This window comes from uncultured Acinetobacter sp. (assembly GCF_947626835.1).
Classification (GTDB): Bacteria; Pseudomonadota; Gammaproteobacteria; order Pseudomonadales; family Moraxellaceae; genus Acinetobacter.
Genome location: NZ_CANQTS010000034.1, coordinates 1 through 26,834 on the forward strand (window position 1 = coordinate 1; position 26,834 = coordinate 26,834).

At 41.7% G+C, this 26,834-nt stretch carries 26 protein-coding genes; 10 read left to right on the top strand and 16 right to left on the bottom strand.

The window, feature by feature from the left end; genetic code table 11:
• Positions 1-162 precede the first annotated feature (162 nt).
• From lysM to Q0Z55_RS10980, 6 genes are all read right to left on the bottom strand, one after another.
• Complete coding sequence (lysM, locus tag Q0Z55_RS10955; protein ID WP_297428430.1) at positions 163-636, bottom strand: peptidoglycan-binding protein LysM; 474 nt, start codon at positions 634-636, stop codon at positions 163-165.
• Between the two features lie 160 nt (positions 637-796).
• On the bottom strand, positions 797-1,033 hold the full coding sequence (gene acpP, locus Q0Z55_RS10960) for an acyl carrier protein (protein WP_122899152.1): 237 nt from the start codon (positions 1,031-1,033) through the stop codon (positions 797-799).
• Positions 1,034-1,123: 90 nt separating this feature from the next.
• Positions 1,124-1,858, bottom strand: a complete 735-nt coding sequence (gene fabG, locus Q0Z55_RS10965) for a 3-oxoacyl-ACP reductase FabG (protein WP_297428436.1) — start codon at positions 1,856-1,858, stop codon at positions 1,124-1,126.
• On the bottom strand, positions 1,855-2,841 hold the full coding sequence (gene fabD, locus Q0Z55_RS10970; RefSeq protein ID WP_297428439.1) for an ACP S-malonyltransferase: 987 nt from the start codon (positions 2,839-2,841) through the stop codon (positions 1,855-1,857). Before fabD ends, fabG begins: the two co-directional genes overlap by 4 nt.
• 158 nt (positions 2,842-2,999) lie before the next feature.
• Positions 3,000-3,182: a 50S ribosomal protein L32 gene (rpmF, locus tag Q0Z55_RS10975; RefSeq protein WP_004279227.1), complete on the bottom strand. Its 183-nt coding sequence runs from the start codon at positions 3,180-3,182 to the stop codon at positions 3,000-3,002.
• A gap of 74 nt (positions 3,183-3,256) precedes the next feature.
• Entirely contained in the window at positions 3,257-3,814 is a 558-nt protein-coding gene (locus tag Q0Z55_RS10980) for a DUF177 domain-containing protein (RefSeq protein WP_297428470.1), read from the bottom strand.
• 97 nt (positions 3,815-3,911) lie between these two features.
• Between Q0Z55_RS10980 and Q0Z55_RS10985 the strand changes: the two genes are divergently transcribed.
• From Q0Z55_RS10985 to rluB, 5 genes are all read left to right on the top strand, one after another.
• Positions 3,912-4,574 (top strand): elongation factor P hydroxylase, encoded by a 663-nt coding sequence (locus tag Q0Z55_RS10985; RefSeq protein WP_297428473.1) that lies wholly within the window; start codon positions 3,912-3,914, stop codon positions 4,572-4,574.
• Positions 4,575-4,686: 112 nt separating this feature from the next.
• Positions 4,687-5,304: an L-threonylcarbamoyladenylate synthase gene (locus tag Q0Z55_RS10990; RefSeq protein ID WP_297428476.1), complete on the top strand. Its 618-nt coding sequence runs from the start codon at positions 4,687-4,689 to the stop codon at positions 5,302-5,304.
• 262 nt (positions 5,305-5,566) lie between these two features.
• Positions 5,567-6,361, top strand: coding sequence for a ScpA family protein (locus Q0Z55_RS10995; RefSeq protein WP_297428479.1), 795 nt, complete (start codon positions 5,567-5,569; stop codon positions 6,359-6,361).
• A complete protein-coding gene (scpB, locus tag Q0Z55_RS11000; RefSeq protein ID WP_297428481.1) occupies positions 6,358-6,924 on the top strand; it encodes an SMC-Scp complex subunit ScpB in 567 nt (188 codons plus the stop codon). Before Q0Z55_RS10995 ends, scpB begins: the two co-directional genes overlap by 4 nt.
• Before the next feature lie 40 nt (positions 6,925-6,964).
• On the top strand, positions 6,965-7,936 hold the full coding sequence (rluB, locus tag Q0Z55_RS11005; protein ID WP_297428484.1) for a 23S rRNA pseudouridine(2605) synthase RluB: 972 nt from the start codon (positions 6,965-6,967) through the stop codon (positions 7,934-7,936).
• Between the two features lie 43 nt (positions 7,937-7,979).
• Here rluB and bfr read toward each other — a convergent pair whose 3' ends face one another.
• From bfr to Q0Z55_RS11035, 6 genes are all read right to left on the bottom strand, one after another.
• Positions 7,980-8,444 (bottom strand): bacterioferritin, encoded by a 465-nt coding sequence (bfr, locus tag Q0Z55_RS11010; RefSeq protein ID WP_297428486.1) that lies wholly within the window; start codon positions 8,442-8,444, stop codon positions 7,980-7,982.
• Positions 8,445-8,839: 395 nt separating this feature from the next.
• Positions 8,840-9,814: a 23S rRNA (adenine(1618)-N(6))-methyltransferase RlmF gene (rlmF, locus tag Q0Z55_RS11015; protein WP_297428489.1), complete on the bottom strand. Its 975-nt coding sequence runs from the start codon at positions 9,812-9,814 to the stop codon at positions 8,840-8,842.
• 227 nt (positions 9,815-10,041) lie between these two features.
• Positions 10,042-12,096, bottom strand: a complete 2,055-nt coding sequence (ligA, locus tag Q0Z55_RS11020; RefSeq protein WP_297428493.1) for an NAD-dependent DNA ligase LigA — start codon at positions 12,094-12,096, stop codon at positions 10,042-10,044.
• A gap of 94 nt (positions 12,097-12,190) precedes the next feature.
• Complete coding sequence (locus Q0Z55_RS11025; RefSeq protein WP_297428497.1) at positions 12,191-13,078, bottom strand: cell division protein ZipA C-terminal FtsZ-binding domain-containing protein; 888 nt, start codon at positions 13,076-13,078, stop codon at positions 12,191-12,193.
• A complete protein-coding gene (gene smc, locus Q0Z55_RS11030; RefSeq protein ID WP_297428499.1) occupies positions 13,079-16,510 on the bottom strand; it encodes a chromosome segregation protein SMC in 3,432 nt (1,143 codons plus the stop codon).
• Between the two features lie 10 nt (positions 16,511-16,520).
• On the bottom strand, positions 16,521-17,216 hold the full coding sequence (locus Q0Z55_RS11035; RefSeq protein ID WP_297428502.1) for a GntR family transcriptional regulator: 696 nt from the start codon (positions 17,214-17,216) through the stop codon (positions 16,521-16,523).
• 241 nt (positions 17,217-17,457) lie between these two features.
• Here Q0Z55_RS11035 and Q0Z55_RS11040 point away from each other — a divergent pair, with 241 nt between their 5' ends.
• Positions 17,458-18,216: a biotin--[acetyl-CoA-carboxylase] ligase gene (locus Q0Z55_RS11040; protein ID WP_297428503.1), complete on the top strand. Its 759-nt coding sequence runs from the start codon at positions 17,458-17,460 to the stop codon at positions 18,214-18,216.
• Positions 18,213-18,956 carry a type III pantothenate kinase gene (locus tag Q0Z55_RS11045; protein ID WP_297428505.1) on the top strand — a complete coding sequence of 248 codons (744 nt, stop codon included), beginning with the start codon at positions 18,213-18,215 and terminating at the stop codon, positions 18,954-18,956. Before Q0Z55_RS11040 ends, Q0Z55_RS11045 begins: the two co-directional genes overlap by 4 nt.
• A gap of 50 nt (positions 18,957-19,006) precedes the next feature.
• On the opposite strand, the gene ffh is transcribed toward Q0Z55_RS11045, so the two are convergent.
• Positions 19,007-20,413, bottom strand: a complete 1,407-nt coding sequence (gene ffh / locus Q0Z55_RS11050) for a signal recognition particle protein (RefSeq protein ID WP_297428507.1) — start codon at positions 20,411-20,413, stop codon at positions 19,007-19,009.
• Between the two features lie 137 nt (positions 20,414-20,550).
• On the opposite strand from ffh, the gene ccsA reads away from it, so the two are divergent.
• From ccsA to Q0Z55_RS11065, 3 genes are all read left to right on the top strand, one after another.
• Complete coding sequence (ccsA, locus tag Q0Z55_RS11055) at positions 20,551-21,360, top strand: cytochrome c biogenesis protein CcsA (protein ID WP_297428509.1); 810 nt, start codon at positions 20,551-20,553, stop codon at positions 21,358-21,360.
• A gap of 111 nt (positions 21,361-21,471) precedes the next feature.
• Positions 21,472-21,582, top strand: a complete 111-nt coding sequence (locus tag Q0Z55_RS11060; RefSeq protein ID WP_297428519.1) for a hypothetical protein — start codon at positions 21,472-21,474, stop codon at positions 21,580-21,582.
• An 84-nt stretch (positions 21,583-21,666) separates the two neighbouring features.
• Entirely contained in the window at positions 21,667-22,599 is a 933-nt protein-coding gene (locus Q0Z55_RS11065; RefSeq protein ID WP_297428511.1) for a tRNA-dihydrouridine synthase, read from the top strand.
• A gap of 28 nt (positions 22,600-22,627) precedes the next feature.
• Here the strand turns inward: Q0Z55_RS11065 and Q0Z55_RS11070 are convergent, their stop codons facing one another.
• The 3 genes from Q0Z55_RS11070 to Q0Z55_RS11080 form a co-directional block, all read right to left on the bottom strand.
• Positions 22,628-23,611 (bottom strand): DUF1176 domain-containing protein, encoded by a 984-nt coding sequence (locus Q0Z55_RS11070; protein WP_297428513.1) that lies wholly within the window; start codon positions 23,609-23,611, stop codon positions 22,628-22,630.
• Between the two features lie 10 nt (positions 23,612-23,621).
• Positions 23,622-26,006 carry an AI-2E family transporter gene (locus Q0Z55_RS11075; RefSeq protein ID WP_297428515.1) on the bottom strand — a complete coding sequence of 795 codons (2,385 nt, stop codon included), beginning with the start codon at positions 26,004-26,006 and terminating at the stop codon, positions 23,622-23,624.
• Between the two features lie 112 nt (positions 26,007-26,118).
• Positions 26,119-26,529, bottom strand: a complete 411-nt coding sequence (locus tag Q0Z55_RS11080; protein WP_297428517.1) for a nuclear transport factor 2 family protein — start codon at positions 26,527-26,529, stop codon at positions 26,119-26,121.
• Between the last annotated feature and the right edge of the window lie 305 nt (positions 26,530-26,834).

Here is a 26,834-nt window from a genome sequence, read left to right on the forward strand (position 1 = left end):
GAATCTGAAAAACGGTTTAATTTCTGATATCTCATGAAATTTATATGGAGGTGATTTTTACTTTCGCAAGAGGTCTAATGTTTCTTAAAAATAATCACAAAATTTTATTTTATGCAAAAAAAAAGAGAGGAATTAAGCCCCTCTTTTTATTGATTTAAATCTTTAAGCAGGAATACGGAGTACTTGCCCTGGATAAATATCATCAGCATTTTTTAGTAATGGACGATTGGCCTCAAAGATTTTATTGTACTGATTGGCATCGCCATAATATTGTTTGGCAATTTTGGATAAGTTATCACCGGATTGTACAGTGTAAAATTGACTCTGTGGTGCAGGTTCAGCAACTGTCATCTGATCATCGACTTGCGCCACATGATCGACATTACCTACTGCCAAGATAATTTTTTCTTTATCCGCTTGGCTTTTCACTTGACCTTTAATGGTGGCTAAATCGGAAGCACCGTTATAAGTCACCGATAAGCCTTCTACCCCTAAGCCTAAGCTTTTGACTAAACCTAATAATTGATTGGCCACTTCTTGAGCAAAAGGCTCACTTGGCACAGCCGGTTGTGGTTGTGGCTCAGCTGGTGCAGTATTTTTTTTACCAATGCCTTTTACAAAATCAAATAAACCCATGTGTGACTCCAATTGTTATTGTTGGTTGTAATGTGCTTTATTTTTATACTCAAAATTGCACAAGCATGATGCTAGTGTTTGGTAGTAATCGGTTAAGTTATGTAAATAAAAAAGCCACTCAAATGAGTGGCTTTTTCTAAGCAAATGCTTAAATCATCAATTAACCAAGTTTCTTAGAAACATAGTCAATTGCAGATTGTACAGTTGTGATTTCGTTAGAATCTTCATCAGGAATTGTGATGTCAAAATCATTTTCGAAAGACATTACAAGTTCAACTAAGTCTAAAGAATCAGCACCTAAATCATCCATAAAAGATGCTTCGTTTTTGATGTCTTCAACTTTGATACCAAGTTGTTCTGCAACTGCTTGTTTTACGCGTAGTTCGATATCGCTCACAGGAATTCTCCTCAATGCTTTGTAGCGTTTTTAATTTGCGGTTAAGTGTAATTGAATCTTGTCAAATTTGAAAGTTTATCCATGAATCAATTAATTCATGTACAAACCACCGTTGACATGGAGTACGTTACCAGTAATGTAGCTAGCCTGATCAGAAGCCAAGAAACTTACTGCATTCGCAATATCTTGTGGCTCACCTAAACGGTTAAGTGCCACTTGATCACTCATTTTCTTACGAATTTCTTCACTCAGCTGCTCAGTCATTTCAGTTGCAATAAAGCCCGGTGCCACAGAGTTCACCGTAATTTGACGGCTGCCCATTTCTTTGGCAAGACTGCGGCTAAATGCTTCCATACCCGCTTTTGCAGCTGAGTAGTTTGACTGACCCGGGTTGGCAAAATGTGCAACCACAGAGCTAATATTAATAATGCGACCGAAACGTGCTTTGGTCATGCCTTTAAGCACGCGTTTTGATAGACGATAAACAGCTTTTAAATGAATATTAAGGATGTCATCCCAGTCATCTTCAGACATACGTAACAAAAGGTTGTCTTTGGTGATACCTGCGTTGTTCACTAAAATTAATACCGAACCAAAATTTTGCTCAATATCGGTGACTAAAGCATCAATCGCTGCACCATCACGTACATCAAGTACGCGACCTGCACCGTTGTCACCAAATTGTGCAGTTAATTTTTCTGCGCCCCTTTCAGAGGTGGCTGTACCTACCACAAAAAAACCATCTTGAATGAGTTTTTCTGCAATTGCAGCGCCAATCCCACGGCTTGCACCGGTAACTAAGGCAATTTTACGCTCTTGTGTCATGCAACTTTCCCTTCTGCCACTAAAACGGCGTTTAATGCATCTTCAATTCGCGCTTGAGAATCAAGCGGAAGTGCTTTTTCAATATTTGGTAAACGTTTGGCAAGATTGGTCAACACATTGCCCGGACCACATTCTGCCAGATAATGAATCCCTGCTTGCTCAAATACCTGCATAGTTTTGGTCCATTGCACTGACTCATATAACTGCGCTGTGAGTGCCTGACGTAACTCTGCAACTGATGCCGCTGCACTGGCATTGACATTTTGTATAACTGGAATACGTGGTAGCTCAATGGCAGTTTGTGCCAAGGCAGCAGCAAACTTTTCAGCTGCAGGTTTCATCAATGAACAATGCGACGGTACAGATACCGGTAAGGCAATCGCTTTACCTGAATTTTCTTTAACCAATGCAATGAGGGCATCTACAGCTGCTTTAGTACCAGCGACCACCACCTGACCATTAGAGTTATAGTTGGCAGCTTCAACTGAACCTAAGTCTTGTGCAGAAATTTGTGCACATAATTCAACAACTTTGGCATCTTCAAAGCCTAAAATTGCCGCCATTGCACCAACACCTTGTGGTACAGCAGCTTGCATCAATTGACCACGCAAATGCACCAATTTTGCCGCATCGGCTAAAGTTAAGCTCTCAGCCGCCACCAAAGCACTGTATTCACCCAGTGAATGACCAGCTAAAAATTTAGGTGCCACACCACCTAACTGTAACCATAAGCGCCAAAGTGCAATACTTGCCGTCAATAACACAGGTTGGGTGTATTGAGTTTCATTAATGCCTTCACCGGTTTGAGCAATGTGCCAAAGATCAAAACCCAGTGCATCTGAAGCTTCTTGGAAGGTCTCTTGGATCACAGGGAATTGGGCAGCTAAATCCGCAAGCATGCCTGCTTTTTGTGAGCCCTGACCGGGGAAAACAAATGCAGTTTGAGTCGCTTGAGCGGCTTGATCAAGTCGATTTACCGACATAGAAAAATCCTTTCATGTTGTTTTTAGCTTAGATGGACGCGAATTTAACACTTAAAAAAGGCTTTGGTAATTGCCAAATACAACAAAAATAGGCACAAAAAAAGGGAGCTTAACGCTCCCATTTTTTCCACTAAGCTCAAAGCTTAATGCATCAACAATTATTCAGCAGATGCTTTAGCGAATAATTGACGACCACGGTAGATACCATCTTTAGATACGTGGTGACGACGGTGAGTCTCGCCAGTAGCTTGGTCTACAGTTAATGCATTCTCGGTTAAAGCGTCATGTGAACGGCGCATGTCACGGCGAGAGCGACTTTTACGGTTTTGCTGAACGGCCATGATGGCTCCTTACAAATATCGAAAAAATGGATCAGAACAAATTCAGTTGTCTTAACCAAATAGTATAACACGATTTAGTTAAGTTTACCTTTCAAACTTGACAAAACATCAAACGGATTATCACGTTTTTCTTCGACAATCTCTTGAATGGCAGGTTGGTGCTGATGTTCGCAAGCATCATGCTTAGGCGACAACGGCAACAACAATAACAATTCATCTTCTATCAGTGCCAGTAAATCAGCGGTCGCAGGTGCATCGTATGAACCTTTGGTCGTTGCCTCACTTTCACCTAAAACGATGAAATCAGCATCCTCATCCAAGCGCTCTATCAGTGACTCATCATCGAATAAGGCTAAATGAAAATCTAAAACAAGAGGAATCTCAACGGCTTCCAAACAACGTTGGCACTCCATTGGGACTTTTGTTTCAACACTGCCATCTAACCAAACAATGCGATGATACGCATCCATTGATAGCTTACAGTCTATGTTAATCAATTGATCATCAATTGATCCAACAGCTTCACGGGCAATACGAACAAAACGCGACAATGGCAGATGACCTGACCATGTAAAGCCTTGTTCAGCCCATTTAAACGGCTCAATCTGTGCCGGAAAGGTATTTGCTGACATAATTAAGGCGGCAATTCTACAAATTCATAAGTACTCTGTCAAAGATTAAGATACAATTTTGCACTTATTCAGACAGATCATTTGGGTAATACAAGCCATGCAGCAGTTGCAATTGCAGCCTGAAGTCACAACTTCATTACAGTTAAACTCTCCTACTCGTTCAAGTTCGACTGATTCCGTAGACCGCGTGCAACTCGCACCTTGGATTCATCTGCAAACTGAAGCTCAACAGGTAGATTGGCTTATCTTACACTTTAATCACTGGTTTTCCCACTTAAATGTGTGTTTAGTCAAAGGGGATTTTGAACCAGAATATTTCCCTGAAACATCAGATAGTTATGCAAAAATTCAGTTTGCACATGGCTTTTTCAACAGTGCTTTACATGAAATTAGTCATTGGACGATTGCAGGAGATGCACGCCGAAAGCTACCTGATTTAGGCTATTGGTATGCCCCAGATGGCAGAACACAACAACAGCAAGCCTTGTTTGAACAAGTTGAAATTAAACCTCAAGCGATTGAATGGATGTTTGCCAAAGCTTTTGGTCGCAAATTTCGCGTGTCTTTAGACAATCTAACCGGAGAAGGCGGTGACGGCAGTAACTTTAAGGACAATGTCTATACCCAAGTGCAGCGCTATTTTACTGGTGAGGCCAAATTACCACGCGATGCCAAGCACTTTATTGACTGTATTTGTTTGTGTACCCGAGGTGGCAAAAGCTTACAAAGTACAGAATTTTTACGTTGCGACCTCGATTAAAAGCATCTGCTGCTAGCGACCGACCCGCTTTCACACGCATAATAGACACTATTCCCTGCTCGCCATCTAAAATGCGGCTGCTTGATAAACACAACAATATTGGGAGAAACCTATGCTGCATCTTCGAATTCATCCTGACAACCCACAGCCACGTTTGATTAGCCAAGCAGTTGAACGTATTCGTGCCGGCGACGTCGTGGTTTATCCCACTGACGCCGCTTATGCCATTGGCTGTCAAATTGGTAACAAAGCCGCGATGGAGCGCATTGCACAGATTCGTCAACTCGATGCCAAACATCAATATGCGATTTTATGTTGCGATTTATCCGACATTGCGACCTATGCTCGGGTAGACAATGCCATGTACCGTTTACTCAAAAACAATACCCCTGCGATCAGCACTTTTATTTTGCCTGCCACCAGCGAAGTGCCCAAACGATTAATGCATCCTAAAAAGAAAACCATTGGCTTACGCATTCCAACCAATCCGATTTGCCAGTTGCTACTCAAAGAATTAGGTGAGCCCTTACTCACTTCCACCTTAATTTTACCCGGTCAAAAAGAACCTTTAGATGACCCCTATGAGATTGAGATGCAGATCGGCAAACGTATTGATGTCTTGATTGATGGTGGCTTTGGCACACTCACCACCACCAGCGTGATTGATTTGTCCGGTGATTATCCAGTGGTGCTGCGTCAAGGTGCTGGTGATGTATCGGCTTTTGACTAGGCTTTAAGCTCATTTTTAGCCAAATTGCTGCTTTTTGCAGCAATTTTTAATTTAGACACGATTTTAAATTACTGTAAATATCACACAAATACAGATTAGCGCTTTATTTCGTCACTTTTTACAGATTTGCCTGTGGAAATAATTTCTTCATAGGCACTTTTGCTTTACACTAGGCACATTCTTGTATTTTGTTATTTCAACCTCCCAATTTGTTGAAATAATGTTTTCATGCCTTTGAAAATTCGCGTGGCTTATAACTGTAATGAATCCATCTGTCCAACCTGCTTTGGTACATCAGCCGCACATCCGCGTTTTGGATGAATGGCAAGAGACGATTCCCGAGGATTTATATATTCCTCCTGCTGCATTTGAAATCTTGCTCGAGCATTTCGAAGGACCACTCGACTTTTTAATTTATTTGATTCAAAAAAACGGTTTTAATTTACTACAGCTTGATATTGCCCCGATTGCCAATCAATATTTATCCTATATTGAGAGTATGAAAGGCTTAAATATTGAACTGACCGCTGATTATTTGGTGATGGCAGCATTACTTGCCGATTTAAAATCACGCTTATTGTTACCTAAAGCCAGCAAAATCCATTTAGAAAAAGACCCTAAACAAGATTTAGTACAACGTTTAGAAACCTATTTAAGTATTAAACAAGCAGCAGAACGCTTAGGCGCTATGTCGGTGTTAGAGCGCGACACTTTCCCCGCCCATATTGGTAAAATTGAAAGCACAGATGATACGCTGCAAGGTTTTTCAGCCAATGCCTTACGTGATGCGATGTTATGTATTTTTACGCGCCCTGAACCGATTGTTCATGAAGTAAAATCCGAAGCTGTGTTGCTAGAAGAGCGTATTGCGTTTATTGAGCAAAAACTCGCTTTGGGTCAGGTGCTTGGATTTGAAGATATCTTGCTCCCTCGCCAAGGACGTATGGGGCTGGTGGTGAGCTTTATGGCCATTCTTGAATTGACTCGTCAGCAAAAATTGCAGATTGTTCAAGATGGTGCAACGGCAAGCTTACAGATTCAAGGGTGCACGCCATGAGTGAACTTGAACAACAGCCCGAGCTTTTACTGTCGCTTGAAGCCCTGATTTTTGCAAGCGATACCCCAATGTCTGTGGCGCGTTTACAACAAGCCCTTGGCAATACATATTCTAGCGCTGATATTCGTCAATATTTGCAACAACTTGCTGTGTTACAACACGGCCGATCGATTGAACTTGTTGAAACCGCTCAAGGTTTCCGTTTTCAGGTACGTGCCAAGTATCAACCGATCATTACACAAGCATGGCCAGAACGACCAACTCGTCTGTCACCATCTTTGCTCGAAATACTTGCTGTGATTGCTTATCATCAACCAGTGACTCGAGCTGATATTGAACAAATTCGTGGAGTGTCAAATAATAGCCAAGTATTACGCACATTATTTGATTGGAACTGGATCAAAGAGTCTGGTTTTCGTGAACTCCCTGGTAAACCGGCGTTGTTGGTTACAACGCCTCAATTTTTAAATGCATTTGGTCTAAATTCCTTAGATCAATTGCCTCCCCTACAGGATGCCAAGGAAGCTTTTATGGCACTTAATGTTCCGGCATTAAGCGCATAAATAGGTTGACTGTTGTGATAATTTCTAAGGTTATGCTGTCATGAGTGAAAAATTGCAAAAGGTACTGGCACGTGTTGGTTTGGGTTCTCGCCGTTATATGGAAGAAGTCATTGCCGCAGGTCGTGTAAGTGTCAACGGTCAAGTGGCCAAAGTCGGTGAACGTATTGAGCCAACCGATGAGCTTCGTATCGATGGTCGTAAGGTGCAGTTCCAAATTGAAGATGAAATTCGTCGTCGTGTATTAATTTACTACAAACCAGAAGGCGAAATTTGTTCGCGTAACGACCCTGAAAAGCGTCCAACCGTATTTGACAACTTACCAAGCTTAGCGGGCGATCGTTGGGTAATGGTCGGTCGTCTTGATATTAACTCAACGGGTTTGTTGTTGTTCACTAACGATGGTGAATTGGCCAATCGCTTAATGCATCCGTCTAACGAAATTGAACGTGAATACGCGGTTCGTGTCATGGGGGAAGTCACGCCACAACTTAAAAACAACATGCTCAAAGGCGTGGTATTAGATGACGGCCCTGCAAAATTTGAATCGTTCTCTGAAATTGGCGGTGAAGGGATTAACCGTTGGTATCAAGTGGTAGTTAAAGAAGGTCGTAACCGTGAAGTACGTCGTATCTTTGAATCACAAGGTTTAAAAGTCAGCCGTTTATTACGTACCCGTTATGGCACGGTAATTTTACCGCGTGAATTACGTACTGGTCGTTGGATTGAACTTGATAAAAATGATATCGACAACTTAACCAAGTCAGTGGAATTAAAACCACGTCAAGGTACAGGTCTATATGGTATGGCAAAACGCCGTACCGAACGTATGCAAGACAAACCACTCAATGCACGTCGTGGCGGTTTCTTACGTCAACAACGCCGTGACAATGACCCAACTGCAACACCATCTATTCCACCGCGTGAGCGTGGCGAACGTCGTGATGATCGTCGTGACCGTGATGATGCCGCTCGTAAACCATCTGGTTTAAACCGTGGCTTTAAAAAGTTCTAAGTTTTAAGCCATAAGAAAAGCCGCATATTGCGGCTTTTTTTTATTACATTTGTGATTGAATATAGTTTGGCAAACCAATCAATTCAATTAAACGTAGTTGTTTTTCTAACCAGTAAGTATGGTCTTCTTCGGTGTCTGACATTTGCTGACGCAATAAATCACGAGTAATGTAATCGCCTTTGTCTTCACAGAGTTTTACACCCGTAGCCAATTTTTCACGTACTTCGTACTCAAGTGCTAAATCAGCTTTTAAGCACGTTAATACATCTGTACCGACATTAATGTCTTCACGTTGCATATTTGGCGTACCTTCTAAAAATAAGACACGACGAATAATGGCATCAGCATGCTGTGCTTCTTCTTGCATTTCATGATCAATACGTTCAAAGATTTTAGTTAAGCCCCAATCTTCGTACATACGTGAGTGAATTAAATATTGGTCACGGGCTGCAAGTTCGCCGCCAATCAACATATTTAAGTACTCAACAACTTCTGGATTGCCACGCATAACCTGAGCTCCATATCTATTTAAATTTAATTTTAAAAAATTATCTCGGATTTAAGCTTACTTTGCAAAGTAATTTTTTCTTAAGTTAATGATTTTTATATAATTAAAATGAGAAGTACTTACATTTACACTCTTTAAAACAGCAATTAACATATATAAAAGAACATCTTGCACTTCACATCCAAGTGACACACAAAGCAGCAAAGGACTTTTAGCGCATATTGTTTTTTGTAACCAGATTCACAATCAAGCTGGCAGATAGGCAGCTATGGAAATCAAATTAAAAAATACTCAATGCCTTGCTATAAGTTTGATCATTCAACAGAACAAAGCGTGCTGATTGGCATAAGCTAGGCGGGCTGTTACCAGCTCACACTTTGCTAGTAATCATCCGTTTAAACTTGAGTCCAACGCGCATTTTTCCATGCTCGTTGTTGCTTGGTATCTAAAAAAGTCCAAGCAACAAAACGGCTCTCTTTTTGCCCTTGTGTCATGTTAATGGTTTTGATATCTACTGCTTTGCTGTTACGCAAAGTCTTTAACAGCAGTGGCAATGTGGTTTTTTTAGACACCAGCGTACTAAACCAAAGACATTGCTCAGCAAACTGGGTACTCTCTTGTACCATCTGACAAACAAAGCGTGCTTCGCCACCGTCACACCATAACTCGTTTTTTTGCCCGCCAAAGTTTAACACCACCTTGGTTTTATCAAGCGCTTTGCCAAGTTTTTTTAATTTTTGCGTGGCTGTGGCATTGGCTTCATCTTGCGAGGCGTGAAATGGCGGGTTACATAAGGTGATATCAAAACGATCTGAGGGTTTAATCACACCTTGAAAAATATGACTCGGTGTTTTCTGTAAGCGAATTTGAATCGCTTTGCTCAAATTTGGATTAGCTTGAACAATAAATTGTGCACTTTTCACCGATGCTGCATGAATGTCTGAACCCACAAATTTCCAACCATAACTTTGACGCCCAATAATCGGATAAATACAATTGGCACCCACACCAATATCTAACACCTGAATTTTGGGCCCAGTTGGAACTTGACCGTTATTGTGAAGACTCAAGACATCAGCTAAATAATGAATGTAATCCGCTCGACCCGGAATGGGTGGACACAAATAATCTTTTGGAATATCCCAATAATCAATACCATAAAAATGTTTCAGCAAGGCTTTATTGAGCATTTTTACAGCGTTTGGATCAGAAAAATTAATTGAAAGATCGCCATATGGATTGGGGCGGACAAAAGGTGCAAGTTCCGGACAACTCTTGATTAACTGAGGAAAATCGTAACGACTGCGATGCAGATTTCGTGCATGTAATTGCGATTTTTGTTGCGGAAAAGATTTTTTTGCTTGCGCCATGTGTATGCCAATCATCAACGGGAGAACAGAATCAATCAGGCAGAATCTCTACCTAAAAATGAAGCGATATTGTACGTGAATTTAATTCACAATGACGAGCCTGTGTTTGTATTTGTCTATCGCAGACTCTACATCCAATTTCGTTATATTAAAAACGCTATAAAAAAGACACCTCAAGATTGATCATCTTGGGTGTCTTTTTCATTAAAATCATGTATTACAACTGATTAATCTTCGATTTGACCATGTGCTTTCATCAGTGCAATAAATTGCGCTTCGTCTAAAATTTGAATACCAAGTTTTTGCGCTTTGTCTAACTTGGAACCGGGTTTTTCACCTGCTACAAGACATTTGGTTTTACTTGATACACTGCCACTGACCCGTGCGCCTAAAGCCTGTAAAAATTGCGTGGCTTCATCACGTCCCATAGAAGACAGTGTGCCTGTGACCACCCAACTTTCACCATTGAAAGGTTGACGGGTCGGTGCAATCGGTGCATCCCAATGAACCCCTGCATCAATTAAGCGCTGTACCACCTCTAAATTATGTGGTGCTTGGAAAAAGTCTAAAATCCATTCAGCGGTAATATCACCCACATCTGGGGTTTTCTTTAAGGCCTCTAAATCAGCAGTTTGTAAAGCGTCCAAGCTTTGAAAGTTATTGGCCAACATACGTGCTGTGGTTTCACCCACACCACGAATCCCCAAGGCATAAATAAAGGCCGCAAGCGTGGTTTTCTTACTTTTTTCAATGGAATCCATCAGGTTTTGGACTGATTTTTCGCCCATTTTTTCAATGCTGAGTAATGTTTCACGATGCTCATGTAAATGATAAATATCGGCCACATCTTTAAGTAAATCAAGATGTAGTAAAGATTCTACCCAACGATCGCCTAAACCTTCAATATCTAAAGCCTTACGTGAGACAAAATGACGAATGGCTTCAATACGTTGCGCGGCACAATATAAGCCCCCAGAACAACGTGCCAATGCTTCACCCTCAGGCATCACCACAGGCGAGGCACACACAGGACATTGTGCAGGTAATGTAACCTCTTGTGCATCGACAAGGCGAAACTCCGGCCACACTTTCTCAACCTTTGGAATCACATCACCACTACGATAGACGCTAACTCTATCGCCCACACGTACATCTAAACGCTGAATTTCACCAATATTATGTAAGGTCACGTTAGAAACCGTCACCCCACCCACAGCCACAGGATGAAGACGGGCCACAGGCGTGAGCGCACCTGTACGCCCCACTTGCCAATCAATGTTTTCAACCGTGGTGATTGCTGATATAGCAGGGAGCTTGTAAGCCGTTGCCCAACGTGGTTCTCTACTAATAAAACCTAATCTTTCCTGTAACAATAAATTGTCCACTTTAATGACCATACCATCAATTTCTACGGTCAAATTAGGACGTTCTAAGATTAATTGCTCGTATCTATTTTGAATAGATTCAATATTATCTAAGACATCATGCTTAGTAATATGAAAACCTAGCTTCTCTAACCAATCTAAACTCTCAGACATTGATGTAATATTATTTTTGGGCACACATCGAGCAATACTATATGCATAGAAAGCTAGTCGACGACGCCTTACAACTTTAGGGTCTAATTGACGTAAGCTACCTGCTGCTGCATTACGTGGATTAGCAAATGGTTTTTCACCTTTTTTTTTCTGTTCAATATTTAGCTTTTTAAATCCTGCTATCGGTATAACCACCTCTCCTCTTACTTCTAAAATCTTAGGAATCGACTCTATAGGTATATCAAAACTCTTTGATTCATATAAGTTAATAGGAAGGTTTAAAATCCTTTTTAAATTTTGAGTGATATCTTCACCCTTTTCTCCATCACCACGGGTGACACCTCGAACAAACTTACCATCTTCATATAACAATGAAATTGCCAAACCATCTAATTTAAGCTCGATATCGTAAGTTATATCTTCTCTTTTTAAGCGATCTTTAACTTTCCTATCAAAATCTATTAGCTCATTTTTATCAAAAACATTACTTAAAGAGAGCATAGGAACACTATGAACGACTGTTTCAAACTTTGATAAAGCCTCGCCACCTACTCGATCAGTTATGGTATCTTCCTGAATCAGCTCAGGATACTGCGCTTCTAAGGCTTTAAGTTGATGGAACAATTGATCATATTCGCTATCACTAATGCTTGGTTGATCCATCACATAATATGCATGGTTATGCTGAGCTAAGATTTGGATCAATTGTCGCATTTGCGCCACGATTGTCGCCTGTTGTGTCATTGGGAGTCACCATAAAAAAGGGCGGTTATCCCGCCCTAAAACATCTTTCATTACGACCATTATAAAAACCGTCGTGCGTGCTTGCAATTGTGTTTTAGCTGTTCTGTGAACGGTAATCGATGGCTTGATGGCGCCAGTTTTCACGCAACTGTGGGGTAAATTCTTGGTTATTTTGATCGTACACAGTCCCTTCAATTTCACGTGCAATTAAGCCTGAAATGCTAACCATGGTATCAAAGGCATTTTGCACATCGTTATGTGGCAAGGCTAGGAAAAAGGCCAAGCCTTTGACTTCTTCAGTCGATAGTGCTTCTAAATCAAAGCCTGAGGCCCCTTCATCGGTCACTTGCAGTACCGAGAATAAAAGCTTGCTGCCATCTTCGTTATAACGATGAAAACATGCCATCTCACCATAACGTAAACCGTATTTAAGCAATACTTTTAAAGTTTTTTCGCCGGTTAAAATACGACGTTCTGGATAAACATTTAAAGCAACAAAGTCTTCTGCAGTCGCGAGTGCACTTTCTTCATCCACCAACTGTTGCTCGTGTAAATGTGCATCTAAAATGCTGCTTTCATCGGCAAATTCTGCAATTTCAGCTTTTTCAATACTGTTATTTAAGCTAAATTCAGCAGGCTTTTCTTTGTCTTTGGCCTCGTCTTCTACAGGTGTCGCAACAACTTTTTCTACAGCCGCCTCAGGCACTTCGGTTTTAAGCTCATCCACTACAGGGGTCGCTACAACTTCAGGCGTGCTCGCAACCGTAGGCGCAGGTGCTGCATCTTGAACTACAGGTGCGCTTGGCTCTTGCAATTGATCTCGTACATGACGAGGAATAACAGGTTGCTGACTGTCTGCGTGAATATGCAATTCAGAGTCTAACGATGGCACGGCATGATTGCCTTTTCTGAGCACCATTTTTAAACCAACACCAATAATAATAATGGCGACAACAATACCAACGATTGTGGTGATTTCCATCTATGACTCCGCGACTAAATATTTTTCTGCCTGTTCTAAGTTGACAGTGACTAATTTGGATGCACCAGGTTCTGGCATAGTGACACCTAATAAATCTGTTGCCATCGTCATTGCAAGCTTATTATGGGTAATATAAATAAATTGTACCTGTTCGGACAGCTCTTTGACTAGATGACAAAAGCGTCCTACGTTGGCATCATCAAGTGGTGCATCGACTTCATCGAGCACACAAAATGGTGCCGGATTAAGGCGAAAAATAGCAAATACCAACGCCAATGCAGTTAAGGCTTTTTCTCCACCTGAGAGCAAAGCCAAGGAACTGTTGCGTTTACCCGGCGGGCGTGCCATGAGTTTTACCCCAGACTGCCAATCTGATTCAAGACTTAAATGCGCTTCGCCACCATTAAAGACTTTTGGAAACAATTGAGCAAGCTCATGATTAACCTGATCAAAGGTCTGCATAAACAAGGTACGGGTTTCTTGATCAATACTTTTCATGGCAGATTGCAATTGCACCACTGTATTGTCTAAGTCCTGCATTTGATGTTGTAGCTCAGCATAACGTGCCATAACCTGTTGATATTCTTCTGAAGCGGCAAAATTCACAGCACCGAGTTTAGCAAAGCGTTGTTGGGCCTGTTCTAAAGCATGTTGTTTGGCTTGCAAATCAACGCTGATCTGTAATGGTGCAGCGTCCATATCATCCAACTGGCTCATATAATGTGCCGCATCACTCTTTGCCGCTTGCCATGCCAAGCGTGTTTGTTCTAACTGTTGACGCAATTGTTCATCGTGTTGTTGTAGGGCTTGACGTTGCTCAGTCAAATGCTGCTGCTCGGCTTGTAGAGTGTTGAGTTGTTGCTGCCATGCTTGCCATTGCTGCTTGAGCTCATTAACGATGGTTTGTTTTGTAGTCAACTCTGCGTTTAAAGCTGGAATTTCACTGCACAAAGGTTCAATCAAACCATTGGTTTGTTGGATTTGAGCGCTAATTTGGCTGCATTGTGTGGTTAAAAAGGATAAGTCTTTGTTGAGCAATTCAATGTGTTGCTCCAGCTCATTGACACGGCGTGTGGCACTATGTACATCTTGCTCGGCATAAAGTGCAGTTTTTTCTGCTTGCTCCACTGCCTCAAGACCAGTGTCAAGCTGAAACTGCAAGGTTTTATATTGCGGTTGCTTATGTACCAACTCAGCATGAATGGCTTGTAATTGCAGATTAAGTGCATCGTATTGCTGCTGATCTTCGTGTATTTGCGCTGTAATGCCGCTCAATTGTTGGTTTAACTGTTGTTGCTGTAACGCAAAAGCTTGTTGTGCAGTTTGCTGCTTCACTTCCGTTAAGGTCAATTGATGATACTGCTGCTGCATCTGTTCAAAATTGGCCTGTTGCTGTTTTAAATTACCTTTGGCTTCAAACAGTTGATTCAGGTTTTCAGCACGACGGAGTTTTAATGCTGCAATCTCTTGGACAAGCAGCTTGAGTTCTTCCTCAATTTCAGCACAACGTAAGCGTTGAGTTAAGCCTGTGGCTGAGTTGGTTTGATAATCAAGTGCAATCAACCAATCTTGCCCCACATGATAACCATCTAAGCTTAAAATGCTCTGCCCTAAGCTTAATTGATGTTGCAACTTCAAGGCTTGCTCAAGATTGTCGGCAAGCGCGACACTATTCAATAATGAATGTTGTGGTTCAATAATCCACGTGCTCAGTGGCGCCAAACCTGCAACATTCATAGCTGTAACATCTGAAACTTTAATTTGCCGTGCAATATTGGGGGCAAAAGGCGTTTGGGCGGAGTTAACCTGACTAGTTAACCAATGATTTAAGAATTTTTCTAACAGCGCAGCATATGGTTTAGCTGCATCGGTAAATTGTAACGTGTCCAGCAGCGTTGGCTGTTGTGTAGTATGGCTTGCAGTTTTTGGCAAAGATTGTTGGAGTTGTTGTTGCTCACGTTGTAACAACTGAATCTGATTTTGCCCACTTTGTAGTTGCTGTTGTAAATCACGCTCGGTGTTTTCTAAAGTAGCGATCACACTTTGGCAAGCGGTGATGTGTTCTGTACATTGTTTTAAGCTTGTCTCAAGTTCGGTTTTCTTTCGCGCTAGTGCCAACACATCATGTTGCTGTTCGTGGCGGCTTAAAGCATGTAACTGTGCATTGAGCATTTCAATTTGCTGTTGCTGACGTTGAATGTTTTTTTTGAGCTGCTCGACTTGGTGGTATAACTGCAATTGTTGCTGTTGCTGTATATCCACTTGAGTTTTAACAACCTGAAACTGCTGCGCAACCTGTTGCTGCTGTGCTTTTAAGTCGCGGCACTTTTGCTGTGCCTTAAGCGCTGTATCTGCATATTGATTATATTGACTTTGTGCTTGATCTTGCTGAGCGCTTAAGGTGTTGAGTTGTACATCAAGCAATTGTAAACGCTGTTGGTATTGCTGTTTTTGCGCATCTAATTGAGTCAATTGCTGTTGATTTTGACTCAGTAATTGCTGCTTATGCTGTAACTGACTTTTAAGCGCTGCAAGTTGATGCTCAGCGCTTTGCCATTGCTGTTGCAGCGGCATAGATTGCTGCATTAAGCCCTGAAAACGTGTACTGCTTGTAGTTAAATCCTGTTCTAAGGTACTCAGTTCAGCACGTATCAGCTTAAATTGTTCCGTTAAAGTCTGAAGATCAGCGTTATATTGTTGTTGTAAGCGCACACTTTGCCCATATTGACAGGACAACACTTCAATTTTTAAATTTCGGATATGCGCATCAAGCTGTTGATATTGTAAAGCTGCATCGGCTTGGCGTTTTAAAGTTTTTAACTGTGCTGCAAGTTCAAGACGTATGTCTTCTAAACGGGCCAAGTTTTGTGTGGTGTGCTCTAAGTGCGTTAAAGTTTCACGCCGACGTGCTTGATAACGTGATACCCCTGCGGCCTCTTCAATATAAACCCGCATTTCATCAGGTTTTGCATCGACCAAGCGGTTTATCATGCCTTGCTCAATAATGGCATAAGAGCGTGGCCCTAAACCTGTGCCTAAAAAAATATCGGTAATATCACGGCGGCGGCATTTGGTGCCATTTAAAAAATATTCAGATTTACCTTCACGATTAACCTGACGACGCACCGATAATTCAGTATATGCATTATACATGCCGACTAATTTGCCATAGGTGTTGTCAAAACGTAGCTCTACACTGGCAACACCCACAGGTTTACGTTTAGCCGTACCGGTAAAAATCACATCTTGCATTGTGCCGCCACGTAACTGACGCGCACTCGACTCACCCATGACCCAACGGATGGCGTCAATCACATTAGATTTACCACAACCGTTTGGCCCCACCACCGCAGTACGATTGGCTTTAAAATTTAAGGTGCTGCTGTCGGCAAAAGATTTAAAGCCGGAAAGTTTTAAACTGCTTAAACGCATAGTGTCCTGCTTAGCGCCGTGAACGTTTTGCCCACGCCAATTCAATTTGTTTCATTCGTGTCAGCGACTGCAACACAAGCTGCTGCAAGTGTCGACAAAAATCGTGCATAAATAAAGTGGCTTGTTGCGGTTTTTGGCTTAAAATTGCAGCAATCACCAATTTAAACTGCGCCTCGGATTGTAACAGTTCATGCTGGGTCATGTTTAACGTTAAAAAGTAGCAACGGCGTAAATTGGGCAAAAGATCTTGATAAAAGCGTGCTAAATAACGATAACGCGCGCTTTCAAGGCAATCTTGTAAACATAAAAAAATCGCATCATAAAAATGTTCAATATCCTGCGTCAGGCAATAGCGATTTAATTGCGCCTCAAGCGGCAGCATACAACGCTTCTGCGTTGGTGTGAGATCTTCACTGATATATGCCACTATTTGCCCCAACAACAAACTCAAGGTTTCAAATAAAGCCGACACTTGCATACTGGACATTTCTGCCACGACAGCACCACGGCGTGGGAAAATTTCAATTAAGTCGGTGTGTTGTAATAAAATCAATGCTTCACGGACTGAACCACGGCTGACGTTGAGTTCTTGTGCAATGCGCAGTTCTTGAATGCGTTCACCCTCGACCCATTCACCTTGAATAATTTTTTTGGCAATGTACTCAGCGATCTGTTGGGCTAAACTGCTGCCCTCATGTGGTGGCATAGTGATCCTATTGTTGTTCTTAGCACAAATATGCAAATAGTTTGCCGCTATCTTAACCAACAAGTCCCACAACATGCACTGTAATTTTTCTACCAATTTCAGCCAAAAATTCACTGTATTTTTATTTTTAAATGCAAGTTCACGCTATTACATAAACACTATGGTTGTAATGGCAATAATTGCGCTGTAGGCGTCATTTATGCTTAACTCCATAGGAATTTTTTACTCGATTTAAAATTAAATGGATTTAGAAACGCGTCAACTGCAACAACGTCTAGAACAGCGACAGCACTTGCCTGAAGTGCTTTTGGTCAAACCCATGACCCAATCTACCAATGATGATGTACGTGAAATTGCCAAAACTGGTGTACAGCATGTTTTGGTGTGTAGTCATCAACAAAGTGCCGGTCGTGGTCAACGCCAAAGGGCATGGGTCTCGCCTGTGGGCAATATTTATTTAAGTGCTTTGTTAAACTTAAATACGGTGATTGATGGACGTTTAAGCTTAGAAATCGCGTTAAATATTCTACATATACCCAGCCTCAAAGATTTAGATTTGCAAATTAAATGGCCGAATGATTTATATAGCTTACAAGGCAAATGGGGCGGAATTTTAATTGAACCGATTTCTCCTACTCAAGTAATTGTAGGGGTAGGCATTAATATTGAATCGGTCTCAGATCAGGTTCAAGACCAAGCCACAACCTCTCTTGTGGATTTAGGCATAAAAACGCTATCACGGATTGATTTAATTGCCGAAGTTTATGTGGCGATTCAAAATGCGGGTCAATGGTTTGATCATCAATCGAGTAATTTAGCGGCACGATTTGAACAACATGCTGCCTTTAAAAATCAACAGGTGGCATTTGAGCATATTGGCGGTATCAGCACAGGACGCTTTTTAGGCATTGCCAATGATGGCGCGGTGATCATTGACACCGAGCTAGGCAGTCAAGCATTTTACCAAGGCCGTTTACGTTTAGCCGAAGGTGCGTCATGAAAAAGTTATGGCTTGATATTGGCAACACGCGGCTTAAATATTGGATTACCCAAGACCATGAAATTGTTGAACACGGCGCAGAAATGCATTTGCAATCGCCAGCTGATCTGTTATTGGGCTTAATGCAGCATTTTAAGAAGCTTAATATTCAAAGTGTTGGCGTATCTTCTGTGCTTGATTTAGCGTCTAATCAGCATATTCGTCAATTATTACAACGTTTAAAAGTGCCGGTGATTTGTGCGCAAGTGCATGCCCAATATGCCGGTTTAAGCTGCGGTTATGATCAGCCGCATCAATTAGGCATTGATCGTTGGTTACAAGTGCTGGCTGTGGCACAAGACCCAAGCAAAAACTATTGTGTGATTAGCTGTGGCACTGCACTCACCATTGATTTAGCTGATGGTTTACAGCATTTAGGCGGCTATATCTTACCGAATCTGTATTTGCAACGTGATGCATTAATTCAAAATACCAAAGGCATTAAAATTCCCGATGCCGCTTTTGATAATTTACAACCCGGACGCAATACCATTGATGCAGTACATCATGGAATTTTATTGGGTTTGGTCAGTAGTATTGAAAAAGTACTGGCCACATCACCACGTAAGTTGGTCCTTACAGGCGGTGATGCAGTACTTTTTGCTGAGTATCTACAGGCATATCAACCGCGTGTTGAACCAGATTTACTGCTCAAAGGCTTACAATATTTTTTTAGCCAGCATCCTGATAATAAAGCTTAAGGCGTTACACATAAAAAAAGGCGCACTAGGCGCCTTTTTTTATCGCAAGATTATTTCGGATCTTTATTGCCAAACAGTGGACCCATACCACCACCGCCGCCAAACTGCTTTTGTAAACCGCTGAGTGACTTCATCATTTTTGCCATGCCTGTTGGATTGGCAAATTTCTTCATCATTTTCGCCATTTGTGCATGCTGTTTGATGAGTTTATTGACTTCCACCACTTCCATACCACAGCCTGCTGCAATACGTTTTTTACGACTCGGATTCATTAAATCAGGATTACGGCGCTCTTTAACCGTCATTGACTGAATAATGGCTTGCATTTTTTTGACTTGCTTTTCAGGGTTGGCTTGGGCAATTGCGTCTTGAATGCCTGAATTGCTCATGCCCGGCAACTTGTCTAAGAAGCCCATCATGCCGCCCATTTTATTCATTTGCTCAAACTGCATCAGCATATCTTCAAAGTTGAAGCTGCCGCCTTTTTGCAGTTTTTGCGCCATTTTTTCGGCTTTTTCTTTGTCGATCTTACGCTCTACTTCCTCGACCAAAGATAAAACGTCACCCATACCTAAGATACGTTGTGCCACACGCTCAGGATGGAATGGCTCTAAGGCATCGAGTTTTTCACCCATACCTAAGAATTTAATTGGCTTACCAGTAATGGCACGTACAGAAAGTGCCGCACCACCGCGTGCATCACCATCAGTTTTGGTTAAGATGACACCGGTAAGTGGCAAAGCATCATTAAAGGCTTTGGCTGTATTGGCCGCATCTTGACCTGTCATGGCATCAACCACAAACAAGGTTTCGGTTGGGCTAATGGCAGCGTGGAGGTCTTTAATCTCACCCATCATATCTTCATCAATATGCAGACGACCTGCAGTATCGACAATTAACACATCGGCAAACTGAATTTTAGCTTGCTCGATGGCACGATTGGCAATGGTAATTGGATTTTCGTTAGCATTAGATTCGAAGAAAATCGCGCCCACTTCACCTGCAACCGTTTGCAGCTGTTTGATTGCTGCTGGACGGTACACGTCGGCAGACACCATGGCCACTTTTTTCTTTTGGCGTTCTTGTAAGAAACGCGCCAGTTTTGCCGCTGTGGTGGTTTTACCGGCACCTTGTAAACCTGCAAGTAAAATCACTACGGGTGGTTTTGCTTGTAAGTCTAAGGTTTCATTGGCAGCACCCATCATTTTGGTCAATTCGTCATACACGATCTTGACGAAGGCTTGGCCCGGTGACAACTGTGTCATCACTTCTTGACCCAATGCTTCTTCCTTAACCTTCGCGATAAACTCACGAGTTACAGGTAACGCCACATCGGCTTCAAGAAGTGCCATACGCACTTCACGTAGCGTATCTTTAATATTGTCTTCGGTTAGCTGCCCTGAGCCAGTAACATTTCTTAAACTCTGCGTGAGTCGTTCTGTTAAGGTATCAAACATTGCAAAATCCGCTTAAAATGGTTGTTGCAGAAAAATCTTTCTTAAAATAGAAAATTTATGCATAGAATGTTATAGGATACTGTAGTTCGCGTAGAATTTACATCCATGAATATTCATCATCCTGAAAAAGGTTTGACATGATTAGCCTACCCTTGGTTTATACGATTCTGGCTTTGCTTGCTTACAGCACATCATTTTGCTATGTGGTTGCGCATTTCATGGAAAAATCGGAACCTAATCTTTGGGTGGTTGGCTTTAGTGTCTTATTAGGCTTAATGCTGCATGCTTCGGTGTTATACCATGATATGTTGACCCCTATGGGCATTCATTATGATGTGTTTAATGTGGTGTCTTTTACCTCAGGATTCATGCTGTTACTGAGTTTATTGTTTAGTACCTATCGTCCAGTGTTGGGCTTAAACTTAATTGCAATTCCAGTTGCAGCGACCGGATTAATTTTGGGCTTTGCCTTGAGTCAACCTAAACTGAGCATTACAGCCTCTTCTTTGGGTTTAGATCTGCATATTATCTTATCGTTATCTGCATATACTGTGCTGTTTATGGCAGCGATTCATGCCATGTTGCTATGGTTTCAAAATCGTGAATTAAAAAAGAAAAATAAAAAGCGACTCTGGGTCAATTTATTGCCTTCATTACAAACCATGGAATCATTGTTATTTGATTTGCTGATCACGGGTTTTGTCATTTTAACCATCGCATTAGGCTTTGGCTTTTTTACCATTGATAACTTCTTTGCCCAACATTTAGCGCATAAAACCGTGTTTAGTTTAATGTCATGGTGGGTGTATGCAGTGTTGTTGGTGGGTCATTATGCTTTTGGCTGGCGTGGACAAAAAGCCATTCGCTTTACCTTGATTGGTTTTAGTTTATTGGTCTTGGGCTTTATCGGTTCTAAATTTGTGTTAGAAATGATTTTAAGCCCTTAAACTTTTGACTGTATACATAGATACAGCACCAATATTGTGTGTTTATTGATTATATTTTGTTAAAAATTGCGCTAAAATGAATCATCAATTTTAAACTTGGAATTTAAAATGTTGAAAGCTCTGAAAAAGAAAAATAAAGCGTGGTTCACGTTTTTTATTATCACGCTTTATTCCATTATTGGTTTTTTCATTGGTCAATTGATGATTGATTACATTTTATAAAGACAGTTGATCGATGTTGTTGGCTGACTAGACAGCATGCAGCATTTTGCGTATAACACGTTTTTTATTTTAAGGTAATACGCTTTGAAACTTGTGCTTGCACCCATGGAAGGCTTAACCGATCCGATTATGCGCGATGTACTGACATCGGTAGGTAGCTTTGACTGGTGTGTCACTGAGTTTATTCGTGTTACCAATTCTGTATTGCCCGATCATATTTATCATAGCTATTGCCCTGAATTATTAAATGGGGGCAGAACTGCGGCAGGCACTCCTGTACATGTGCAATTTTTAGGCAATGATCCTGAGATGCTTGCTGCCAATGCAGTACGTGCTGCTGAATTGGGCGCACCTGCAATTGATATGAATTTTGGTTGTCCTGCCAAAACAGTGAATCGTCACCGTGGTGGTTCTGTGTTACTCGATGAACCCGAGGTGGTACATCAACTGGTCAAAGCTGTACGTGATGCTGTGCCCTCTCATATTCCAGTCTCGGCTAAAATGCGTTTAGGTTATTTAGATCGTAACTTTACCTTAGAAAATGCGCATGCCATTGAAGATGCAGGCGCAGCTTGGGTCACGGTACATGCACGTACCAAAGCCGATGGTTATACCCCACCTGCCTTTTGGGATTTGTTACAACCGATTCGCGAAGCACTCAAAATCAACGTGATTGCCAATGGCGAAATTTGGAACAACCAAGATGCCAAACAATGTTTGCTGGAATCAGGTTGTCAGGATTTAATGATTGGACGTGGTGCAGTGACCACACCAGATTTAACCCAATGTATTCGTCAAAATAGCGACAGCGCATTGTTGTCTTGGCAAGACTTAGTCGGCTTGCAAATTCGTTTTTTAAACGGTGGCTATAAAAAAGAAATGAACATGGTCGGTCGTTATAAACAATGGCTAGGCATGATGAGTAAACATTATCCAGAAGCGAAACTGCTTTGGGATGAAGTCAAACGCATTAAAGCTTTAGATGACATCACCCAAAAACTACAGCAGCATCTTTAATATTAGCCGCTCCATAGGGCGGCTTGTTTTATGATGTGACTTGACTGACCCAAGTCGGCAACTGCCATGCCCCACCCACAAAGCCTTTACATTGTAAATGGGCTGCTTGATAGGTTTTGCTAAATCTTTGTCCGGTAAATGCCCACTCTTCAACGCGATAACAGTCGCCTAAACCACGACCTTTATGCTGAGCAAATACTTGCCCTTCACTAAAACTTGTGCCTGAATACGTGACCCCTTGTTGCACTTCACTCAACTGCTGATTCATCAGCCACATGCCTAAACCTGTATTATAGGCCGCTTGCCAACACGGAACTTGCACTAACACTTGTTGCGCATTCAGTGGATACATCGTTAGTTTTGCACCATCTTCATGCTTCCAAAGCAGTGGGCAATCATCCTGTAGCGTAGATTTTTTTAAACGTGCTACGATTTTCTGCGCTTGAGCCTCATTTAAAGCAACATGCTGTGCTTGAGCAGGCACATAGTGATTGATACGGTACTTTGGCATTGCTTGCATGGCTCGGACTTGGCTCAAGGGCTGTTTGCCTTTAGCCAACAAAGCCGATGCTGTACCTACACGCCGTTGATATTCGTCACTTTTAAGCAACACTGCGCTTAACCCACGGTCTGATATAGGCCATATTTGACCACCTTGGCGTAACTCAATACGCATATTTTGACGTGTATGGGCAAGCAGTGCTTGAATTTGAACTTGCGTTAAATTGGCTTGATCGTGCTTAAAATTAAGTACCCCATAAGGTTTGGCATTGATCCATAGCGTTGCTTGAACAGGTGCATCTGGCATGCGCACTTTGCCACTGATTTTTGCAGCATGCCCTGCCGGATAAGTCAGTAATATAGATACAGGGGCATCGTCATGGGCTTGATAACCTGCTATACGACAGGTATGGGTATTATCACATGCCATTTCCCAATCTTGATGTTCAAAGCTCAAGGCATGTAAAGAACCACTACTGACCAAAAGTAAACCGATCCAATATTTTGACATCAGCATCTCCTTAGGGTGCTTCATGCACCACTTGTGCTTGTTGCAAAGCTTCAATTTCTTCAAGTTTGGCCTGTTTGTCACGACTTGAACTTAAGGTGGTCATTAAGTCATCAGCAAGGGCTTTTAATAAAACCACATCATCTTCACTTAAACTACGCACTTTTTTATCCAAAATACATAAACTGCCCATGACCAAACCTTGTTTATTACGCAGCGGCACGCCGGCATAAAAACGAATCTTTTCCTGACCTAAGCGTTTATTACGTGCAAAACGTGGATCACGGGCAATATCTTCAATGATCAGTTCTTCATTTTGATAGACCAAATGACTACACACACAGTGCTGACGCGGTACTTTGGCTTCCATCGGATGTTCATTTTGAGCATATAAAGGACTGGCTGGGGTATTGACCCAATCTTCATCGACCAATGAAATTTGCGCATACTTCACATCAAACGCTTGGCGTGCTTCATCAATATACTGCTCATAAATCGGTAAATTATCAGGCTGCAACAACTGCAACTCATGTAATGCCTCTAAACGCTCCGCTTCATTGTCATTAAGCAATTGGCGCGCAGGATTTTCACCTTGTTGCATCAGCAACACGTCAATACTGAGTAATAACTCGTTAACGCTACTGACCACTTCGACATCAAAACGATTTTTAGCTTCTAAACGCATCTCGTCTTCATCATTGGCCCATGTGGCAAAAACCAACTCTAAATCCGGTCGTTGCTGCCCAATTTGATGCTGCAACAAGCGAATTTGTGCCAAAGGTTGTTGATGAAAAATTGAAATACATAAGATTTTAATATCAGTTGGAATTTCAGCCATCATATCGACTTGTGACTGAATAAATGCCTCAGCATGACTTTGTGCTGCCACATGGCGCAAACGTAAAGCATGTGCCAACATGGCGGAAGATAAAATATCCACTTCCCAACGCGCACCGATACACAGCACTTTGATATCTGAATCATTGGCCGGCGCTGGATATTTTTGTTGAAACGCATGGTTAAAAAACTTTAAGCCTTGCTGTAATCGCAACCGATGCTCAGCACTGGCAATGGTGTTATGACTATTTGAAAATAAGCGAATGGCAGGAATAGCGACATTGTCATAAAAATCATTAACATGACGTACCACCACCTCAGGCGTGGCTTTTTTAGGCAAACCCTCAGCAATATAATCTTCAGCCACTTCCATCGCATCATCGACATCATCTGCCACCAAACGCTGATAAAAGCGCTGTTGTGGCGTGAGTACGGGTTCACTGCCAATTAAGATTTTTAAGAAACCCAATGCAGGCACATAATAAGACAACACCAATAAACATGCTGTTAAGGGTGTCGATAAAATCAAGCCTACAGGTCCCCACAGTGAGGTCCAAAAGGTCGCGGCTAAAATAATGGATAAGGTAGAAAGTCCAGTACTTTCGCCATACAGCCAAGGCTCAATAATATTGTTGCTCACTAATTCAAGCACTAAAATAAGCCCTAGCGTCCACAGCACCATATTCCAACTTGGGTCTACCGCAAAGGCTAAGGTAATCGGGAAAATCGCTGAGATCATGGGGCCTGCGTAAGGAATAAAGCGCATGACCACTGCCACCAATCCCCACATTAATGCCGCAGGAACTCCGATCATCCACAGCCCAAGTGCCATCGGAATACCGTAGGTTACATTCACCAGCAATTGCATACGTAGATAAGTACCAATACGGGTTGCGGCTTCATCTAGAGCATCGGTACCTACATTTAAGTTACCACCTAGTAAGCGCAATAAACGGTCGTGTAAATCTTTACGACTCAGTAAAATCAGCACCACAAATAAAAATACAATACCAGCGGTGGCAAGTGGCCCAAAAATACGCCCTGCCCATTGCATGGCTTCATCCATAGCCGAGGCTTCTTCAGCCACCACTTTGACTTGTTGTACATTTGGATCTGTTGTTTCGTCACTGCGATTGGCACTAGCGATAGAACTTTGAATGGTATTTAAAGTACTGACCGCTCCATCCCAAACACTGGGACCACTGGTATAGCTTTGTACTGAAGTGAGCTTTTGCTCAATGGTATCTTGATATTTGGGCAACTCTTGACTGAGTTTACTGAGCTGAAAACCAAAATAAGTCGCAGCACCACCGAGTACACTTAAAGCAAGCAACACCACCAAAGCAATGGATGGAACTTGCGGCAAGCCCCAACGCTTTAAACGCGACACCAATGGTTCAAGTAAAAACGCCAATAAGATAGACAGGGCCAAGGGAATAAAAATTTCCTGCCCCACATAAAGCGCCAAAATAATAATGGCAGCAATCACAAAACCTGCCATGGTTTTTAAACTTCGTGCCGTAGCATTGCCCTGAGTAGAGCTTAAATTTTCATTGTGCATCAGTGATCAATCTTGCTTTTTTTATCTCCTATGGATGTACATTTTTATGGCATAAATAACAAGTGAAGATTTGCAATTGCATAAAAAAACACCGCCTTTTGGCGGTGTTTTTTTACACGATTGCGCGTGGCATAGAAATATGCTGATGCACCATTTTCCATTTGCCTTGGGTTTTCTTAAAACATAAGGTAGTGCGGCACCACGGTAGATTTAAGCTATTTTCCTCAGCCCGATCGACTTTAGAATAACAATGCACAAAAGCCAAATCACTTTCAGCGTAAATTTTTACATCCTGACGATACACACAGACATCATCAGCAAAGTAAGGGCTATATTGCTCCCATAGCTCCTTATAAGCAGCCGCACCTTCAAGTTGTGAGTTGACATCAAAGACACTCACATCTTGCTGACACAAATCTGTTAAAGTTTGAATATCCATTTTCGCGACAGCATTATCCCATTGCTTCATTTTAAACAGAATTTCCTGTGCGGTATGTACATCACCAACAAACTGAACAGACATAAATGCTTCTCCAATTGCTTAATGGAAACAAGTTCGGCATAAATAAAAAATCCACACGTATTTTGTCTAAGGTTAACATTGAAGATAAGATCTTTTCTTAGAGCTAAAAATGATATTTAGGGGAGAAAAATATAAGATCAATCTTTCAAATTGATTATATTTTATACACCATTTAAAACACTTAAACAGGGTTTTTAGCATAGCAACATATAAACGATACAATTAAATAAGGCTTTGTTGCACAAAGATTTGAAATGCAAAGCGCCCCTAATTGAGCCAAATTTAAGGCGTAACTTGGGTAAGTG